The organism is Nonomuraea sp. NPDC051191, assembly GCF_044455665.1.
In the GTDB taxonomy this organism is placed as follows: domain Bacteria; phylum Actinomycetota; class Actinomycetes; order Streptosporangiales; family Streptosporangiaceae; genus Nonomuraea.
Genome location: NZ_JBITEZ010000011.1, coordinates 1 through 16,305, shown reverse-complemented (window position 1 = coordinate 16,305; position 16,305 = coordinate 1). Strand labels below are relative to the sequence as shown.

The window sequence follows — 16,305 nt, the reverse complement described above, 5'->3', positions numbered from 1 at the left end:
AGGAGCGCGGAAGGGTGAAGTGGGCCTGACCATGTCGGCAGGGCCTGCCAAGATCGCGACATGACGATCGAAGGACTGACGCCGTTCCGGTGGCAGCTGTCGCCGTACGGCGACCGAGGCAACCCCCTCGGCGAGATCTACTGCGTGACCTTGCTGCGCGAAGTCGACCCGAGCGCCCGTACGCTGAACCAAGCCGGATCTTCGGTGGCCGTAGAATCGCCGCGGCAGCCTTCACGGGAAGCGAGAAGCCGCGGATGAGAGTCGGAATCTCCGGCGCGCACGGGACCGGGAAGACGACGCTGGCCGAGGCGCTGTGCGAGCAACTGCCGGGCCACGTGGTGGTCGACGAGCCGTACTACCTGCTTGAGGAGGAGGGGTTACGAGTTCGGGTTCCCCCCGTCCTTGGAGGACTACCGGGCCATGCTCGCGCGCTCGGTGCAGAGTATGACCTCGCCGCTGTCGGCAGCCGGGGTCGTCTTTGACCGGACACCACTGGACTACCTCGCGTACCTGGCCGCGATCGGCGCCGATCCCTCGGGCGAGGCCGGAACCGCAGGGCTCCGGGCCGCCTTTGCGGGCCTTGACCTGCTGATCGTCACGCCGGTCACAGCGGAGATAGAGCGGGTGTTGCCGGCTGCGGAGATGCACGTGCTCCGCTCGCGGGTGAATGACGCGCTGCTGGACCTGGTCTATGACGACCCGCTGAGCGCCTGGGAGTCCATCCCGGTGCTGGAGCTCAGCGGGTCGCTGGATGGCCGACTGGCCGCGGTCCTCGCCGCGCTGGGCCAGGCGGTGTCCTGGCCGGGCGTGAATGCGCGAATGAGCTGTCGGGAAGCCTTCTGAACCTGACACCCACTCACCGGCGACCGGAGTCCCCGGATGGGACTGCGAAGATCAGCCGAGCGTGAACGTCCTGGCGCGGATGCGGCGCCGGCTGGGAGGGTGGGCCTCATGATGGAGGACTTGAGGGACGCCGAGCGCCGGCTCCAGGCCGCGCAGCTCGCTGGAGATGTAGAGGCGCTGGATCGGCTGCTGGATGATCGGCTGATCTTCACCTTCGGTGCGAACGTTGCCACCAAGGCGGACGATCTGGAGCTGCACCGCACTCGGACGCAGGTGGTGACGAGGGTGGCCGAGGAGGAGTTGACCGTGCTCGTCGATGGGCGCACCGGGGTGACGTGGTTTCTCGGCACCATCGAAGGCACCGTCTCCGGGGCGCCGTTCGCGGCCAGGATGCGCTACACCCGTACTTGGCTGTACGACGACACGCACGGCTGGCGAATCATCGCCGTGCACGCCGGCACGACCGATTGACATAGCCGACACGTTGTCCGACGACCGGCCGGCCGGCCGGTCGTCGGCGAGATTCGACCGAAGGGAGCTCGCGCAGTAGCGGGCACAGGCTCGCACGCCGCCGCTACGCGCCAATCACCACTCACCTTCGACCTGCGAGGCGGGAACAGCGCCCCGGACGTGCACTGGTTCAGTTCAGAGTGACTCGAACCATGTCGAGGCCACGGAGATGTGCGGGCGAACACCCTGAAAGTCGAGGACGACGTTCCCTGACGGACACACCGTGACCTGCGGTGATGCCGCCCGTTCGGGCCGAGGTCGGCATCATGCGGGACGGCGGCACAGGCCGCTCCCGGAGCTACGGCTTCGTGACGATGAACAGGTCGCCATCGACGGCCTTCACGGGCGAGAACCCGACGGGCGCGCCATCGGCGTCGACGTGGCCGACAGGAGGTCCGCGGGCAGAGGATCGGATCCGAGGACCCGGCAGACAGCCGTCGACGCCGATCACGAGATGAAGCACCTTCGCCGGCGACGACTCCGACAGCCTCGGCGTCACGCGTGCCCGCTCACGTCACGCACGCCCGCGATGCCGGTGGTCGCGACGCGGAATCTGGACCGGCGACTCGGCCCCGACAAAAGGTGCGAAACGTGCATCGTGCACGTTCGTGCAGGTCTGTTGACCATCCGTTCACAGGCACGTCACAGTGGCGCGACACCCCAGCACTGACTGAAGGAGTGCCTGTGACTACCCTCCGCTTTACGCGTGACATCCCGATCAGTGATGCCACCGACGTGCTCGTCGTGGGCGGCGGCCCCGCCGGGATCGCCGCGGCCGTCGCCGCCGCGCGCGCCGGCGCCTCCGTACGGCTCGTCGAGCGGTTCGGCTTCCTCGGCGGCAACCTGACAGCAGGGCTCGTCGGCCCGTGCATGACGTCGTTCTCCCTGGACGGCGGCACGCAACTGGTCCGCGGGATCTTCGACGAGTTCGTCCGCAGGATGGAGGACGCCGGCGGCGCGGTCCACCCCTCGCGGACGAAGTCCGGGAGCGAGTACTCCGGGTTCATGGTGTTCGGGCACGAGGCGGTCACGCCGTTCGATCCCGAGGCGGCCAAGCAGGCCGCGATGGAGATGTGCCTGGAGGCGGGGGTCGAGCTGCTGCTGCACAGCTTCGTCGCCGACACCGTCGTGGCCGACGGCCGGGTCACCGGCGTCGTCGTCGCGAACAAGAGCGGCCTCGCGCTCCTGCCCGCCACCGTCACCGTCGACTGCTCGGGCGACGGCGACGTGGCCGCCCGCGGCGGCGCCGCCTTCGAGTACGGCCGCGCGGCCGACGGCGAGGTGCAGCCGATGACGGTGTTCTTCCGGGTCTCGAACGTCGACGACGCCAAGGTACGGGCCTACCAGGACGCCCACCCCGACGAGCTGTTCCCCTACCAGGGCATCGTCGAGCGGGCCCGGCAGGAGGGCCGGTTCCCGATCCCGCGCCGCGGCGTCCAGCTGTTCAGGACGCTGGAGCCCGGCGTCTGGCGGATCAACACGACACGCGTGCTCGGCATGAACGGCACCGACGCCGGCGACCTGACCCGCGCCGAGGTGCTCGGCCGGCGGCAGGTGAGCCGGCTCATGACCTTCTTCCACGAGAACCTGCCGGGCCTTGAGGAGGCCAAGCTGCTCGACACCGCCGCCACCGTCGGGGTGCGCGAGAGCCGGCGTATCGTCGGCGAGTACGTCCTGACCTTGGAGGATCTCATCGACGGCAGACACTTCGAGGACGTCATCGCGGTGGCCGGCTACCCCGTCGACATCCACAGCCCGGTCGGCGGCGACGGGCCGTTCGAGGACGGCATCCCGCCCACCGCCAACATCTACGAGATCCCGTTCCGCAGCCTGGTCCCGGCGGAGCTCGACGGCGTGCTCGTGGCCGGGCGCTGCGTCTCGGCGACGCACGAGGCGCTGGCCGCCGTACGGGTGATGCCGCCGTCGTTCGCGATGGGCGAGGCCGCCGGGCTCGGCGCGGCGATGGCCGTCGCCGCCGGCACCGCGCCGCGGCTCGTGGACGTGCCCGGCCTCCAGCGGCGGCTGCTGGAGCAGGGCGCCTACCTCGGCCCGCAGGCCGAGCGGCTCGCCGTCGCGGGCGACCGGTCAGGGGCGGCCCGATGATCCGCCGCGTGGTCTCCGCGAGCACGATCGGGACCGCGCTGGAATGGTACGACTTCATGTTGTACGGCACCGCGGCCGCGCTCGTCTTCGGCGGCGTGTTCTTCCCCAAGGGCGACCCGCTCGCGGCGACGCTGGCCTCGCTCGGCACGTTCGCGGTCGGCTTCCTCGCCCGTCCGGTCGGCGGCCTGCTGTTCGGCCACCTCGGCGACCGGTACGGCCGCAGGTTCGTGCTGGTCGTGACGCGTCGCGGGCTGTTCGCCGCCATCCCGCCCACGGGCAACGCGCTCGGCGTCATCCTCGCCACCCTGGTGTTCACCCCGTTCACCTGGCTGGCGCAGGACGCGTTCCTGAGCTGGGGGTGGCGGGTGCCGTTCCTGCTCAGCATCCTCATCCTGCCGATCGGCCTCTACATCAGGTCGCGGGTCGACGAGACGCCGGCGTTCACCGAGTCGGTCGAGGCGGGTGAGCGCAGCGCGGCGCCCGTCGTCGCGGTCCTGCGGGAGGCTCCGGGGTCGCTGCTGAAGGGTTTCCTGGTCAGCGTCGGGCCGAACGTCGCGACGTACATCCCGAGCGTCTACGCCCTCTCCTACGTGACCGGGAACGTCGGGCTGGCGGCGGCGGTCGCCACCGGCGGCCTGCTCGTGGCCAACACCGTCAAGCTTGTCACGCTGCCCCTGTCCGGCGCGTTGTCCGACCGGTTCGGCCGCAGACCGGTGTTCATCGCCGGGGCCACGCTGTGCGCCGCCGCGGCGTTCCCGTTCTTCTGGCTGCTCGACACCGGGAACCCGATGCTGGTGTGGCTGGCTATGGTCCTCGTGCTGACGTTCGCGAACGACCTGATGCTGGGGGCGCAGGCGTCCATGTTGCCGGAGCAGTTCCCGACCAGGATGCGCTTCACGGGCGTGGCGGCCAGCCGGGAACTGGCCGCGGCGGCGGCGGGCGGCACGCTGCCGTTCATCGCGGCCTTCCTGACCGCGCGCACTCAGGGCACCTGGGCGATCTCGTCGCTGATGGTGGTGATGTGCGCCATCGCGATCGTCGGCGCGCTGGGCGTCAAGGACGGCCGCGACGTCCCCCTCGGCGGCGGGGACGCCGAGGGCGGCGAGGCGTCGTCCGCGCTCACGGATGGCGCTCCAGCAGAACGTGCGCGGTGATCTCGTCGATGACGAGGTCGGTGACGTAACCGCCGGCGAGGGCCGCGTGCAGGGCGTCGACCTTGTGGTCGCCCGACACCGCGCAGATCCGGTGCTTCACCTGCCGGAGCTGGTCGAGGTCGGGTCCACTCGTCCGGGCGTTGAAGCTGACGCCCTCGTGCGATCCGTCCAGGCGGTAGAACGAGGTGGCGATGTCGCCCACGGCGCCGTCCTGCCTGAGTGAGGCGAAGTCGGCCTCGTCGAGGAAGTAGCCGCTCAGGTAGGGGCTGCTGGGCACGCCGTCCGTCACGGTGCCGACGCTGAACAGCACGGCGTCGGCGCTCTGCTGCAGCTCGACGACCCGCCGCACGCTCCGCTCCGCCAGCAGCAGTTCCTTGGTACGCGCCGAGTCGAAGAACAGCGGCAACGGGAACTGCTGGACGTACGCGCCGAACGCCGCCCCGAACGCGGTCAGCACGGCGCCCGCGTAGTGCATGCCCGTCGTGCGGGCGTTGCCGAGGCCGTTGAGCTGCACGATCTGGCAGTTGGCGGTCTGCTTGGGGACCAGGCAGCGGCTGATCGCGTTGACCATCGTGCCCCACGACAGGCCGATGATCATGTCGGAGTCGAACACCGACGTGAGCAGCCGTGCCGTGTGGACGGCACAACGTTCCAGCCGCTCGACCGTCGAGGCCGTGGCGGGCACCGGCACCACGTGCGCGTGCACGCCGTAGCGGCCGGCGAGATCCGCCTCGCTGCGCGTGGAGCGCGAGCGCGGCGGCATCACGCGGATCTCGACCAGGCCCACGTCCCGCGCGTACGCGAGCAGCCGGGACACCGTCGACCGGGAGGCGCCGAGCTCCCGGGCGATCGTGTCCATGGTGACACCGTGCAGGTAGTACTTGCGGGCCGCCCACAGGGCGTCCTCCACCCTGTGGCCGGCGGCCGGGCGCTCGCCTTCGACGGACATATCGCCTTCCTACAGCCGGGCGCCGCGGATCAGCAAGCGTCCTCCCAGGTGAGAGAGCCCCGGCGGCGCAGCCGGAAGGCGCCGCCAACCGCGACATCGCCTACGTCGTGGCGGCCCGGACACCGAGGGCGACCAGCACCACCGCCGTCACCTTGCCGACCGCACGCCTGAAGCGGGCCTTGTGCAGCATGGACGCCCCTTGGCGAACAAGGGCCGTCCAGGTCAGCAGCCACACCGCCATCAGCAGGGCATGGGCGGTGGCCAGGGTGAGGATCTGCCCGTTGAGAGGACGGCCGGGCACGATGAACTGCGGGACCAGGGTCAGGTAGATGGAGGCCGCCTTGGGGTTGAGCACGTTCGCGAGCAGGGCCTGGGTGTAGACGGAGCCGGTACGCCTCGGCCGTTCCGTCAGCGGGGGAGGCGGGGGCAGGGTGGTGGAGCGCCAGGTCCACAGGCCGAGGCCGACGAGGTAGGCCACCCCGAGGAGCTTGACGATGGTGAAGGCCTGGCTGGAGTGCATGACCAGGGCCGACAGTCCGGCGATGGCCAGGGTCGCGTGGGCGTACAGGCCGCTGACCGTACCGAGGATGATCGGGAGGGCCTGCCGGTGACCACCGGCCGTGACGTGCTGGATGAGCAGGGTCAGGCTGGCGCCCGGAGTGGCGATGACGGGCAGGATCGCCAGGAGGAACGCCGTGACCGCGTACGTGTGCGTCATGCCTGGAGCACGACGCGGAAGTGGGTGGTGAGGCGGTGGTCGTCGTCCAGGATGTGGAAGGCGAGGCCGGGCGGCTGGTCGCGGTCGGCGGGCTGGTCGCCCTCCCACGGCAGGCGCAGGGTCCAGGTGACGGCCGGCGCGACGATCAAGGGACGACCGGCGAAGGTGGAGGCGGCCGCGGTGTGAGCGTGGCCGGTGAGCACGGCGACGACCTGCGGATGGGCGTCGAGCAGCGCGGCCAGGTCGCCGGGCGCCTCCAGCCGCCCTGAGTCGGGCAGCGGGTGGTGGAGTACGACGGGCGGCTGATGGAAGGCGATCAGCGCGGGCGTGCCCGGGGCGAGTCCGTCGAGGGTGGCGTGCATCCAGGCGACGGTTTCGGCGTCGAGCCGGCCCTCGTCGCGCCCGGGAATGGTGGAGTCGCACATCAGGATGGCGGTGCCGGCGACGTGGTGCACCCGGTTGACGGGGCCGGGCGCGGACGGCTGTCGCAGCAGCGCCTTGCGGTAGGCCGGGCGGACGTCGTGGTTGCCGGGGCAGGTGAGCACCGGGAAGGGGGCGGCCAGGATCTGGGCGGCCTGCTCGTACTCGGCCTCCTCGCCGTGGTCGGCGATGTCACCGGTGACCAGCAGGGCGTCGACCGGGCGGGGCAGCGCCCTCAGGTGGTCCATGACCTGGGTGGCGCGCCGGGTCGCCCTCTCGGTGCCGTCAAGGTGCAGGTCGCTGATCTGGGCCAAGAGCAACGTCATCGTGCGATCCCCCAAGCTGTCTAATGGTTAAATGGGATTTAGCGTTAGGGACCATAGAGTACGGAAGAGGCCGTGAGCAACCGGGAGGTTCGAGTGGAGCGCTGGCCGGCACTGGAACTGGCGAGCACGATCCGCCACGACGGCAACGGCGGTGTCGCCGACGACCTGGCGACGGCGCAGAGCACGACCCGCTGGATCCATCAGCAGGCCGAGTTGCTGGCCGGCCGCGTCGACGTCGCGGAGCTCACGGTGGGCGAGGAGCTCAGGGGCGAGATCGTCGGGCTCCGCCGGGCCGTGCGGGCGCTGTTCGCGCAAGCGGTCAGCCCGGCGCCCCCGAGCCGGGCCGACGCCCACCGGCTGATGCCGGTCGAGCAGGCGCTGGCGCACCTCAACGCGGCTGCCGCCCGTGAGGCGATCGTCCCGCAACTCGACTGGCCCGCGAGCGGAACACCCCGTACGGCGGTGTTGTCGACCGAGCGCGATGCGAGCGTCCAGCTGATCGCGGCCCTGGCGCGGGCCGCCATCGATTTCCTGAGCGGTCCGCAGCGTGAGCAGTTGCGGGCCTGCAACGCGCCGCGCTGCGTACGCTACTTCGTCAAGAGCCACGGGCGGCAGGAGTGGTGCAAGCCGTCATGCGGCAACCGCGCCCGAGCCGCACGCCACTACCAGCGCCACAACACCACGACCGCCCCAGAGCTGCCCGGGTCCTGAGCACGCGGTCGTTGAACAGGCTGAGGCGATCAGGCAGGTGAGCGATCGGCGTGCGGCCTCCTCCCCGTGGAGGCCGATTCGGCGGGGGTGTGGGATGTTCAGTTCCGCTTGGGCATCTGCTGGGTGGCGCAGTGGATGCCGCCGCCGTTGCCCGCGGCGATCACGAAGAGGGTGCCGTACTGGTCGCTGAGGGCTTCGACCGCCTGCTCCAGGGGGTCCTGCTCGGGTGTGCCCGGCATGCCGAGGCTCATGTTCCCCACCCGGGCGCCCTGCTCCGCCGCCCACTGCATGCCGGCCAGGATCGCCGAGTCGGTGCAGAAGCGCGACGCGCACACCCTGCCGTCCAGCAGCGTGACGCCCGCGGCCACGCCACGGTAGCGCCCACCGGACGCCGCACCGCTCCCGGCGATGGCGGAGGCCACGTGAGTGCCGTGCCCGACAAGGTCACGCTCGTCGGGCTCATCCGTGAAGTCCTGCCGGCCGCTCACCTTGCCAGCCAGGTCAGGATGGGTGGCGTGGATCCCGGTGTCCAGTACCGCGACCTTGACCCCTTCCCCGGTGAAGCCCTTCGCCCAGGCCGCGGGCGCCCCGATCTGCGGGAGCCCTCCGGTGAGGTCCTTCCAGAAACGGGAGGCGTGCGCCCGCTCCTCCCGCACCGCGAACCCGCCGACCGCGGCCAGCGCCGTTCCGTTCGAGGCTCCGGCCGGCGTCCGGGGCTGAGCGGCCCCGGTGACGACGAGTGGGAGATCCCTTCGCCGATCGTCGTAGCCGTACTCCAGCAGGGTGGTCACGTCGAACAGCCGCGCGTCCAGCCGCCCGGCGTTCAGCAGCGGCATCGCGTCACTCGGCACGACGCGCAACCGCCCGCCGCTCTCGTCGGTGATGAAGGTGACCCCCTTCCTCCCCTCACCGGCTCGATCACCGCGCCGCGCTGCCCGGTGACTGTGACACGGTCACCGCTGATCAGCGTGACGGTCCGTGGGGCCGGGGCGGGTGGCTGCGTTCCGGCAGGTGGGGACACGGCGACGGCCGGGCCGGGGGCGAGCAGAGCGGCGGTGAGCGGTAACGCCCCAGCCGCACCGACTCTCGTTCTCAAACGCATGGATGCTCCGGATCGACGAGAAGTGGATCAGTACTTCTCAGCCGGTCGGGAAATTTCTTTCACGCCTTGCCCCGCGGCCTCGTGCGGAAGGCGCGGCCCGCCAGGATGTCCGCCGGGCCGGTTGCTGTATGAATGATCGCAGCAAGGGGCAGGTGAGCGGAGGCGATCTCGATGGCCAACGGCGACACGGTCGAGGGACGGGTGATCTCCCCGGTCCTGGTCGGCCGCGAGGAGGAGCTTCGCCGCCTGGCCGCGGCGGTGAGCCGGCCGCCCGCCGTGGTGGTCCTCGAAGGCGAGGCCGGGATCGGCAAGAGCAGGCTGCTGGCGGAGCTGGCGGCGCGGCCCGGGACGGCCGATCGGCTGCTGCTGTGCGGGGGTGCCCGGCGTATCCGGGAGCCGTTCCCCCTGGGCCCGCTGGTGGAGGCGCTGCGCGGGGCCGAGGAGCCGCTGGCGCGGGCCGAGCTGTCGCCGGTGGCGGGCGCGCTGCGCGGCCTGCTGCCCGAGCTGGCGCCGGTGCTACCGCCCGCGCTGGAGCCGCTGGACGATCGCGCCGCCGAACGGCACCGGCTGTTCCGCGGGCTCGCCGACGTGCTGCGGGCGCTCGGCCCGGTGGTGCTGGTCGTGGAGGACCTGCACTGGGCCGACGAGCAGACCGTCGAGTTCCTCGCCTACGTGCTGGCGGCGCCGCCTCCGGGATTGTCGGTCGTGCTCACCTACCGGGGTGAGGAGGCTGGCACGGAGGTCAGGGAGGTGACCGGGCGGCCCGCCGACGCGGTGTTCCACGATCACATCCTGCTGAAGGCGCTGGACGTCGCGCAGACCGGCGACCTGGCGGCGGCGATCCTCGGGGAGCCGGGCGTCACCGACGACTTCGGCGCGCATCTGCACGAGCTGTCGTCGGGGTTGCCGCTGGCCGTGCAGGAGCTGATGGCGCTGCTGCGCGCGCGGGGCGCACTGATCAGGCTGCGCAGCGGACGGTGGGCGCGCAAAGCGGTGGCGGAGCTGGACGTGCCGCCGGGCGTGCGGGACTCGGTGCGCGAGCGGGTCGCGCGGCTGCCGGAGGCGGGGCGTGCCGTGGCGGAGGCGGCGGCGGTGTTACAGGCGCCGGCGCGTCCGGCGGACCTGGCCCGGGTGTCCGGGCTGCCCAGGGCCGAGACCGTGGCCGGGGTGGACGAGCTGCTGGTGTCCGGGCTGCTGGCCGAGCAGGCGGGCGCGGTGGCGTTCCGGCACGTCCTGGCCGCGCAGGCGATCTACGGCGCGATCCCGCTCGGACGGCGGCAGGAGCTGCACGCGCGGGCGGCGGCGGCCGTACGGATGCTGAGCCCGGTGCCGCTCGGCCAGGAGGCCCACCATCTGCGCCAGGCCGGACGGCTGGCCGACTGGGTCGGGGCCGCCGAGCGGGCGGCCGAGCTGGCCTCCCGCCTCGGCGACGACGCCGAGGCGGTGCGGATACTGGAGGACGTGCTGCGCCACGCGCCGCACGCCCCGGACCGCCGGGGCCGCCTGGCCGCACGCCTGGGCTGGGCCGCCGCCCAGGTGCTGCGCCCTCCGCAGATCATCGACCTGCTGTCGCAGGCGCTGGAGACGGAGCAGCCTGGCCCGCTGCGCGGAGAGCTGAACTTCCTCGTCGGCACCCTTCAGGAGAGGCTCGGGGTGGACCCGGACGTGCAGCGCCGCACGATCGCCGCCGCCGTCGGCGACCTCGCCGACCGGCCCGACCTCGCGGCGTGGGCGATGGCGACGCTCGGCAGGCCGATGGACCCGGGCGTGCCGCTGGCCGAGCACGTCGTGTGGCTGGAACGGGCCCTGGAGACGGCGCCGCGCATCGGCGACCCGGTCGAGGAGGTGTTCGTCCTCGGCAAGGTCGCGACCTCCTTCAGCGGGTACGGCGATCCGCGCTGGCTGGCGCTGACCGAGGAGGTGCGCCGCAGGACCGGCGGCCGGCCACGGCATCGGCAGGAGGTGGGCGCCTACCGGTCCATCGCGGAGAACGCCTGCCTCGCGGGCGGCTACGAGGTCGCCGCCGAGCTGCTGGACGCGGCGATGCGGGGCGCCGCCGGCGAGGAGTCGTCACGCGAGCCGCTGTCACGCTGCCGGCTGATCGCCCTGCTGCTGGCCTGCTGCCGTGGCCGCTGGGACGGCCTGGAGGAGGAGACCGCGCTGCTGCTCGACGAGTACGGCGGGCGGCCGTACGACCGCCTGGGCGCCGAGATCGTCGCGGCCTGCCTGGCGCTGGCGCGCGGCGAGGTCGACACCGCCAGGCGCGAGCTGCCCGAGGTCACCGGGAACGCTCTGGCCCATGGCGCCTACGAGCTGCTCACGCTGTCGGCGGCGGCGTTCCTGCGGCTGTCCACGGCGAGCGGCGAGGCCGGGACCGCACTCGCGGCGACCGAGGCGGCCGTCGAGGTGTGGGAGACCAAGGGCCTCTGGCCGCTGGCGGTGCGCGCGCTGCCCGCACTGGCCGAGGCGATGGCGGCGGCGGGACGGCGGGACGAAGCGGTCGCGCTGGTGGAACGCCTGTCGGCGAAGCTCGGCGGCCTCGACGCGCCGATGGCTCCGGCGGCGCTGGGGCACGCGCGCGGCCATCTCATCGGGGACGACACGGAGGCCGCGGCGGAGTTCCGCGCGGCGGCGACCGGCTACGACCTGCTGGGGGCGCCGTACGAGGCGGCCCAGGCCCGCGAGCTGGCGGCCGGACGGCTGTTCGCGGCCGGGGCCGCCGAGGCGGAGGAGCTGCTGGTGGAGGCGATGGCGGCGTTCCGCGACCTGGCCGCCCGATGGGACCTCGACCGCGCCGCGCAGCTCGCCCGCAGGCACGGCGTGACGGTCAAGGGCCGCTACCCCGGCGGTCCGCAGGGCTACGGCGACGACCTGTCGCCTCGGGAGCGGGAGATAGCCGAAATGGCCGCCGCCGGGCTGACCAACCGGGAGATCGGCCGACGGCTGTTCGTCTCGCCCAGGACGGTGGAGAAGCACCTCGGCGCCGCGCTGCGCAAGCTCGGCCTGCGCTCCCGTACCGCGCTCGGCGCGCGTCTCGGGGACCCCCGTAGTGACCCACCCGGTACGGGCACCGCGAATGGGGTGGCCTACCCATAGTCCCCGCCGGGTGACGCGAACGAGGCTTGTGGCATGTCCGAAACCGATTCCCCCGATGGCGAACCGGCCGGCGCCGACCCAGCGCCGGAAGGACCGGCGGCCCCGCCGGAGAAGCCGGCCGTCGAACCCCTTGAGGACGCCCCCGAAGGGTTCGAGCCCGTCTGAATCACCCCCCAGCAGCCGAAAGGGCAGTTCCGCATGTCACCACGCAGATCACCGCATGATCCCCCCTCCCTCAGGCCCCGCCGCGCCGGCGCGCTCCTCGCGGCCTCGGCCCTCGTCCTCGGCACGCTCGCCGTCCCCGGCGTCCCCGCCCTGGCCGCCCAGGAACCCGGGCCCGCCGCCCCGGCGACCGGCCAGGTCACCGGCCCGATCGCGCTGACCGGGCTCGGCAAGGGCGACCGCACGGTCACCCTGATCACCGGCGACCGGGTGCGCCTCAGCGACGCGGGTGGCGGCACGTACTCCGTCCGGCCCGAGTCGAGCGGGCGCCCCGATGGAACCACCGCCCAGCTCTCCACGCTCGCCACCCCGAAGGGGGTCTACGTCACCCCGAGCGACGCCGTGCCCGCCATCAACGCGGGCCGCCTGGACCCGGAGCTGTTCAACGTCACCTACCTGGCCGAGAACGGCTACACCGACGACCAGACCAAGCAGTTGCCCGTCATCGTGCAGTATCCCGGGCAGTACACCGACAGGGCCGTCGCCTCGGCGGCCGAGGCCATCCCCGCCAGCGAGCCCGTGCTCACGCTGGAAAGCCTCAACGCCTCGGCGCTCCAGGTCACCAAGGCCGAGGCGGGCGCCTTCTGGACCGCGGTGCGGGCCGTACCCGACGGGAACGGGCTCGCCGGGCGGTCGGCGCTGCGCGGCGGGATCGCCAAGGTGTGGCTGGACGGCAAGGTCGAGGCCGACCTCGCCGAGAGCGTCCCGATGATCGGCGCGCCGCAGGCGTGGGCGGGCGGCCATGACGGCACCGGCGTGAAGGTCGCGGTCCTCGACACCGGGATCGACGCCACGCACCCCGACCTGGCCGACCGGATCGCCGACAGCAAGTCCTTCATCCCCGGCGAGGAGGTGCGGGACGGCCACGGCCACGGCACCCACGTCGCCTCCACCATCGCCGGTTCCGGCGCGGGCGGAGGCGGCAGGCACAAGGGCGTCGCGCCCGGCGCCCGGCTGGTCGTCGGCAAGGTGCTGTCCGACGAGGGACAGGGCCAGGACTCCCAGATCATCGAGGGCATGGAGTGGGCCGCCGCCTCCGGAGCCAAGGTGATCAGCATGAGCCTGGGCGGAGGTCCCAGTGACGGGAGCGACCCGATGAGCCAGGCGGTCGACGCCCTCAGCGCGTCGGCCGGGGCACTGTTCGTGATCGCCGCGGGCAACGAGGGCGGGGGAGGGGCCGGGACCGTCGCCACCCCTGGCACCGCCGACGCCGCGCTCACCGTGGCCGCCGTGGACAAGAACGACGCGTGGGCCCCCTTCTCCAGCCAGGGACCGCGCGTCGGCGGCGGACTGAAGCCGGACATCGCCGCTCCCGGCGTGGCCATCACCGCGGCGCGCGCCGCCGGCACGAGCCTGGGGAGCCCGCTCGACGAGCACTACACCACCGCGAACGGCACCTCGATGGCCACCCCGCACGTCGCCGGAGCCGCCGCGATCATGGCGCAGCGCCACCCCGGGTGGACGGGACCGCAGCTCAAGGCCGCGCTCATGTCGACCGCCAAGGACGACGCGCTCAGCGTGTACAAGCAGGGCGCCGGCCGGGTCGACCTGGCCAGGGCGTACACGCAGCAGGTCTTCGCCACCACCGGCGGGATCGACTTCGGCGCGGTCGAGAGCGGCGCCGAACCCGCCACCCGGGAGGTGACCTACACCAACCTGGGCGGCGCGCCCGTCACGCTGACGCTCGCCGCGGACCTGCGCGGGTCGGCGGGCGGCGCGGTCGAGGGCGGGCTGCGCCTCGGCGGGACGACGCTCACCGTGCCCGCCGGAGGCACCGCCACCGCCGCCGTCACCGTCGACCCCAAGACCCTGACCGGCCTGGACAACTACACCGGCGCCGTCACCGCGACCGCCGACGGCGTCCGGCTGCGCACCCCCGTGGGCGTCGTCCGCGAGGCGCCCAAGGCCACGCTCACCATCCACACCCTGGGCCGCGACGGCAAGCCGCTGACCCCCTGGGCCCAGGACACCATCGACGTCTCCGGCGACAAGGGCGTCATCGGCGGCGTCTCCGTGACCGCCGAGGGCACCACGGTCGTCCGCGTCCCGCAGGGCGTCATCAGCGTGGCGCAGTTCGTCGAGTGGGTCGGCGACGACGACCGGTTCAACCTGGCGATGCTCTCCGTGCCGGAGCTCAACGTCACGGGGGACACCGAGATCACGCTCGACGGCCGGAGGCTGAGCGAGGTGCGGTTCGACACCCCGGAGCCCGCCGAGCCACTGAGCAACTTCCCCAACCTGGCGTATCAGCGGACCGTGGTCAACGGAGGCTCCTACATGGGGTTCACCTGGCCGCGCGCGCCCTATGGAGGGTTCGCCCGGCTGTGGGCGCTGCCCACCGAGAAGGTCACCAAGGGCGCCTTCCGCTTCCACACCCGCTTCACCCTCGGACAGGCCGAGGTCGCCATGAGCGTGCGCGGGCGCGACAAGCTCACTCTGCACCCGGTCCCCGCGCTGCACGGTTTCAACACGTCCGGGGTGCACGAGCAGAGTGACGGATTCCCCGACTTCCGGCCGTTCACCGGGACGCGGGACCTGGAGGTCGCCGACGTCGGCGAGGGCAGGCCCGAGGACCTCGCGGGCCGTGACCTGCGCGGCAAGCTCGTCCTGCTGGAGGCGCCGATGTCGAGCGGCGTGTTCGGCGACGCCTGCGGCGTCCAGATCGAGCGGATCGGCCCGATCCGTGACGCCGGCGCAGCGGCGGTCGCGTCCTTCCCGAAGGCCGGGACCGGCTGCGCGATCCCGCTGGGCTTCACGCAGATCCCGTTCACCGGGGAGGCCAGACCCATCGGCGTGCCGACGGTGTCCCTGCCCTCCCGGGAAGGGCTCGCCCTGCGCGACCGGCTCACCCGCGGCAGGCAGGTGACCGTACGGGTGACCGGCACCGAGGAGTCGCCCTACACCTACACCTTCGCCCCCTACGAGGAGGGCCGGGTTTCGCGCTCACTGCACTACACGTTCAAGGAGCGCGACCTGGCCAGGGTCGATCTGGACGCCCACGTCGTGTCCCCGCACCGCTACGACGACTGGCGGTACGCGGCCAGGCCCGACGACGTCCTGCCGCTGTCGGCGAGCCTCGCCGGGTGGGGTGGCCCCAGGCTCACCCGGCAGGAACGCCGCGACTGGGTCGGGCCACTCGACGGCGGACTCCTCTGGTCGCACGGCATGGAGGAGATGCGCGGCGCACCGGCGGACTTCCGCGTCCCGCAGTGGGCGCTGGAGGTGTTCGACCAGCCGGTACGCGTCCGGCGGACCTGGATGGCCACGCCGCTCACTCCCGGCGCCGCGACCGGCTCGGCCAAGGTTTACGGGCTGGCCCGGCCGGGCGCCAATCTGGGTGCGTTCTTCCGGTGCATGATGTGCGTCCAGGGCGACAAGCTGTGGGCGGAGTTCGAGCCCAGCTACGGCTCCCCGGGCACCAGGCAGTACAGCGGCGGCTACTGGCCGGTTAACGACCTGACCAAACCGGGCTTCGACGTGCGTCTCTACAGGGACGGCCGGGAGATCCCGCGCGCCGAGGCCGGCGGCTCGACCATCCTGCCGGTCTTCACCCTGCCGAAGCAGTCGGGCAGCTACCGGGTGACCGCCAGGAATGACCGGCACGACACCGAGTGGACCTTCACCGTCCCGGTCGGGACCGAGCGCCTGCCCGGCTCGTTCTGCTCGCTGGAAGCGCTGTACGGGACGGCCCAGCCCTGCCGGCCGGCTCCGGTCGTGTTCGTCGGCTACGACCTGGGCGACACGCTGGACGCCGCCAACAGCGTGCGCGCCGGGCGTACGCACTCCTTCACGGTGTCCGCCTACCACTCGCCGTCCGCGTCGAAGATGGCCGGCATCGCCGGTCTGAAGTTGTGGGCCAGCACCGACGACGGCGCCACGTACACGCCGGTCGCCGTGCAGCGCGGCAAGGACGGCGTTTACACCGCGAGGACCCGCTATCCGGAACTCGGCGCCACCAAGGGCGCCGTGACCCTCAAGGTCGAGGCGTGGGACGAGGCGGGCAACACCGTCAAGCAGACCACCGTCCGGGCTTTCGACCTGCGTTGACGATCTCCCGGGGGGGGGGGGGGGGGGGGGGGGGGGGGGGGGGGGGGGGGGGGGGGGGGGGGGGGGGGGGGGGGGGGGGGGGGGGGGGGGGGGGGGGGGGGGGG

Annotated in this window: 13 protein-coding genes; 9 read left to right on the top strand and 4 right to left on the bottom strand. The window is 72.7% G+C overall.

Annotated features, from left to right (window positions below; translation table 11 throughout):
- Window positions 1-60: 60 nt before the first annotated feature.
- The 5 genes from ACIA8R_RS30025 (at window position 61) to ACIA8R_RS30005 (ending at window position 4,610) form a co-directional block, all read left to right on the top strand.
- A complete protein-coding gene (locus ACIA8R_RS30025; RefSeq protein WP_364102034.1) occupies window positions 61-258 on the top strand; it encodes a hypothetical protein in 198 nt (65 codons plus the stop codon).
- 162 nt (window positions 259-420) lie between these two features.
- A complete protein-coding gene (locus ACIA8R_RS30020; RefSeq protein WP_397041488.1) occupies window positions 421-843 on the top strand; it encodes a hypothetical protein in 423 nt (140 codons plus the stop codon).
- A gap of 108 nt (window positions 844-951) precedes the next feature.
- Window positions 952-1,314, top strand: coding sequence for a nuclear transport factor 2 family protein (locus ACIA8R_RS30015; protein ID WP_357703870.1), 363 nt, complete (start codon window positions 952-954; stop codon window positions 1,312-1,314).
- A gap of 723 nt (window positions 1,315-2,037) precedes the next feature.
- A complete protein-coding gene (locus ACIA8R_RS30010) occupies window positions 2,038-3,456 on the top strand; it encodes an FAD-dependent oxidoreductase (RefSeq protein WP_397041487.1) in 1,419 nt (472 codons plus the stop codon).
- The gene (locus ACIA8R_RS30005) at window positions 3,453-4,610 is read left to right on the top strand and encodes an MFS transporter (protein ID WP_397041486.1); all 1,158 of its coding nucleotides are present in this window, start codon (window positions 3,453-3,455) and stop codon (window positions 4,608-4,610) included. The genes ACIA8R_RS30010 and ACIA8R_RS30005 overlap by 4 nt, the downstream gene beginning before the upstream one ends.
- Here the strand turns inward: ACIA8R_RS30005 and ACIA8R_RS30000 are convergent.
- The 3 genes from ACIA8R_RS30000 to ACIA8R_RS29990 form a co-directional block, all read right to left on the bottom strand.
- Window positions 4,576-5,559, bottom strand: a complete 984-nt coding sequence (locus ACIA8R_RS30000; RefSeq protein ID WP_397041485.1) for a sugar-binding transcriptional regulator — start codon at window positions 5,557-5,559, stop codon at window positions 4,576-4,578. The two genes, ACIA8R_RS30005 and ACIA8R_RS30000, sit on opposite strands and share 35 nt — an antisense overlap.
- 100 nt (window positions 5,560-5,659) lie before the next feature.
- Entirely contained in the window at window positions 5,660-6,277 is a 618-nt protein-coding gene (locus ACIA8R_RS29995; RefSeq protein ID WP_397041484.1) for a LysE family translocator, read from the bottom strand.
- Entirely contained in the window at window positions 6,274-7,023 is a 750-nt protein-coding gene (locus ACIA8R_RS29990; RefSeq protein ID WP_364102010.1) for a metallophosphoesterase, read from the bottom strand. The genes ACIA8R_RS29995 and ACIA8R_RS29990 overlap by 4 nt, the downstream gene beginning before the upstream one ends.
- 72 nt (window positions 7,024-7,095) lie before the next feature.
- Here ACIA8R_RS29990 and ACIA8R_RS29985 point away from each other — a divergent pair, with 72 nt between their 5' ends.
- A complete protein-coding gene (locus tag ACIA8R_RS29985) occupies window positions 7,096-7,734 on the top strand; it encodes a CGNR zinc finger domain-containing protein (protein ID WP_397041483.1) in 639 nt (212 codons plus the stop codon).
- A gap of 98 nt (window positions 7,735-7,832) precedes the next feature.
- On the opposite strand, the gene ACIA8R_RS29980 is transcribed toward ACIA8R_RS29985, so the two are convergent.
- Complete coding sequence (locus tag ACIA8R_RS29980) at window positions 7,833-8,585, bottom strand: S8 family serine peptidase (protein WP_397041482.1); 753 nt, start codon at window positions 8,583-8,585, stop codon at window positions 7,833-7,835.
- Window positions 8,586-9,007: 422 nt separating this feature from the next.
- Here ACIA8R_RS29980 and ACIA8R_RS29975 point away from each other — a divergent pair, with 422 nt between their 5' ends.
- The 3 genes from ACIA8R_RS29975 to ACIA8R_RS29965 are packed head-to-tail and all read left to right on the top strand — an operon-like array spanning window position 9,008 to window position 16,201.
- Window positions 9,008-11,932, top strand: a complete 2,925-nt coding sequence (locus ACIA8R_RS29975) for an AAA family ATPase (protein WP_397041481.1) — start codon at window positions 9,008-9,010, stop codon at window positions 11,930-11,932.
- 33 nt (window positions 11,933-11,965) lie between these two features.
- The gene (locus ACIA8R_RS29970; RefSeq protein ID WP_357703855.1) at window positions 11,966-12,097 is read left to right on the top strand and encodes a hypothetical protein; all 132 of its coding nucleotides are present in this window, start codon (window positions 11,966-11,968) and stop codon (window positions 12,095-12,097) included.
- A 33-nt stretch (window positions 12,098-12,130) separates the two neighbouring features.
- Window positions 12,131-16,201, top strand: coding sequence for a S8 family serine peptidase (locus ACIA8R_RS29965; RefSeq protein ID WP_397041480.1), 4,071 nt, complete (start codon window positions 12,131-12,133; stop codon window positions 16,199-16,201).
- Window positions 16,202-16,305 lie beyond the last annotated feature (104 nt).